Annotated in this window: 3 protein-coding genes; all 3 read right to left on the bottom strand. The window is 44.8% G+C overall.

The window, feature by feature from the left end; genetic code table 11:
- On the bottom strand, positions 1–126 hold a 126-nt coding region (locus F6K37_RS37685), incomplete at its 3' end, for a ParA family protein (RefSeq protein ID WP_287256145.1).
- A 180-nt stretch (positions 127–306) separates the two neighbouring features.
- A complete protein-coding gene (locus tag F6K37_RS37680; RefSeq protein WP_154659983.1) occupies positions 307–480 on the bottom strand; it encodes a hypothetical protein in 174 nt (57 codons plus the stop codon).
- A 685-nt stretch (positions 481–1,165) separates the two neighbouring features.
- Positions 1,166–2,636 (bottom strand): vanadium-dependent haloperoxidase (locus F6K37_RS37675; protein WP_287256142.1); only part of this gene is annotated, 1,471 nt, incomplete at its 5' end.

Below are 2,636 nucleotides of genomic sequence, written 5' to 3'. Positions count from 1 at the left end.
GGTATCTAAATCGACCACCAAAACCCGCTTATTATGATTTTTGGCTAAGCAAGTCGCCAAGTTGACGGTGAGGGTGGTCTTGCCCACACCACCTTTCATATTGACTGTACTAATGACTAATCCCATTGATAAACGTGATCTTGCCATGACACTATTTATCATCATTCAGTATTATTGGTTACTAGGCAAGAATTCCGATGGATTACTATGATTTACCCTTGGGCAGTCCGCAATCATTCGGTAAGTCGTCGAGAGTCACACCCAAGGCTTGACACAGGGCTTTCATCTGTGGAATAGTCAGCTACCTTAAACCTGGATAAATTCTGCATTACCTGCATTACTTACCAATGGGTTTATGGTGAGTTGATGCGATCGCAAAATTGCTGAAAATTCCCCTAGACCAGATTGTACCTGTTGAATGCTCGGTTGAATAGTTGGTTGAATGCTCCGTTGATGTGATCGTTGTGTATCGTGGTTCAAGGTCTGCTCAAAACAGCATGTATCTTTTTGGAGCTTATGGGCTGAAATTATTACCCAGTATGGATTTCAGCTTGGATGTCGCCTCCCCAGATAATCAGTATAAACCATTCTGGTACAAAATCTGGAAGAAACCCTGGGAAAATCTTCAAAGGCAATCCAGGTTCATGAAATTCAGCCGTCGGTTTTTAAGCAGGGTAAGCGCCAGAAAAATTGAGCCAAAATGTGATATATGGCAAGGATTATGACCATATTAAGCCTTGATTTTCAGCACTATTGCAATTTTTTCTTAATATTATTGATAAAAATTATTCTTTATTGATTCTTTCCCTTACCCTCGGTTTTGATGGATTTATAGCATTTTTATTTGAGTTGTGAACAGAATCCTTAGGGAAAGGTAAGAGGCAAGAGGCAAGAGGCAAGAGTTAATCAAGTATATAGGGGTTTTTGGTAATAAAAAAATGGTAGTCCTTGTTTACAAATCATTTGGAAATGCTATATACCAACTTGCCATAGCCAGATTTGTTATGTATCCTAACTAAATACCCCCCAAAATTGGGGGGATTTCAGCTAGGGAAAAGGTATTTGGCGAAACCTGAACTGTTATGAAACCTTTTCCCTTTTCTTTTTTAGGTTAATCAGAAACCAAGGCTTCCTAAACCTCCAAAAGGAAGATTTTTAGGTAATGTTAGTGAGATTGATGGTGAGATTGATTTCCCCGTTTTCCTTTGATCATGGAAGCAGCACCAAAGGCACCAAATACTAACATACCCAATACCGAGGTAGGTTCGGGAACTTTAACACCACCATTGATGAAGAATAATGTCCGGTCATAGACCTTGCCACCAACTTGTCGCCCTAAGTCTCTGCCGAATAGATCTCCATCATCGAAGTGAATGCCACCGTAGATGCGAGAAACACCAGCTTCATCAGCAGCATCGGAAAATGTCTCCCAAAATAGGGTGACTTGATCCGTGGGAGTCAAACCAGGTTCAAAACGAGAGGCACCAGGGGCAAAGGTTACTGAATTGCCGAACTCATCACTACCGGTAAATAGCTTGAAAATCTCAGCCGCAGAAGCACTGAAAGCACTATGTCCTGAGGTGAATTCCGCAAAGGGAGGGGATGGATCGGCACCAGGAGTTTGGTAGGTAATAAAATCACTGGCTAATAGCCTGATCGTTCCTACTCCTGGTCCACCATAAGATTCGATCACAAAGCCTCCCAGCTCCTGATCGAATTCACCAATTAAGCCCAGCTCACCAAGTTCGCGAATCGCTCGGACGGGACGAGTATAGTCGTAGAAGACTTTTGCTTCCCAAGTCGCAATACCAGCATCCAAAACTGCATTGCCCAGACCAAAGTAAAGTTGGATATCTTCATCTATGGTTTGGTCATCCCGTTCAGAGACGAATGAACCAAAACTCATCCAAGTTCCAGGAGGGTAGGGAGTGCCAGAGGGGTCTTCCCAAAACTCAGCTACTAGTTTTTGCTCATCGGTCAGATTAGCGCTGACCTCAATGAGCCGCTCAGCTTGCTCGATAAACCCAGGGTTGACAACGTCAGTATTAATCTCGCCGTCTTCGTTAACCAGACTAACCTCTGTACCATCTTCAAGAGTGACGGTACGCTCCTCCCGATTCAGAGTACCCTCTACAAGCAGAAAAGGTTCTGGTTCTGGTGGTCTAAATTCAGACCCAGAGCTCAAGGCAAAGGGAGTAACGTTGCCCCACTGGGGAGTCAAAAACCGTTGCAGCCTGGCATCCGGGCTGTCAATTGGTACCCGCTCTGGTGTCCAGCGAGTGATATCGACGATGTTATCGGGACCGTTGAGAGGCTGATAGCCAGTGGTGTCGGAGTAAGGAACACCAAGTGTACCCCTCGGGTCATTTCCTAACTGGTTGGAACCATCCTGACGTCGGAACTGCAATAAGCTGTTGGCTACTGTTTTACCAACGTTGGTAGCAGTAGGGATAGAAGCAGAGTTGCCAGCAAGCGATCGCACATCAGTCAGAAGCGAATCGAAGGAAGCAACCTCAGAGGGGAAAAGGTCCGAGAGGACGCTATGAGCGGCATAGCTAATCGCTAGGGACTTATTTTCCAAGGTGTTCTCAATATCAGGACGTTGCAGAGTATCCCCAAGAGTGGTGCTAATCGGA

Origin of the sequence: Moorena sp. SIO4E2, assembly GCF_010671945.1 — a bacterium.
Lineage (GTDB): Bacteria > Cyanobacteriota > Cyanobacteriia > Cyanobacteriales > Coleofasciculaceae > Moorena > Moorena producens.
Note: the sequence above shows the minus strand (reverse complement) of the source record. Positions and strands in the feature narration are given on the sequence as shown.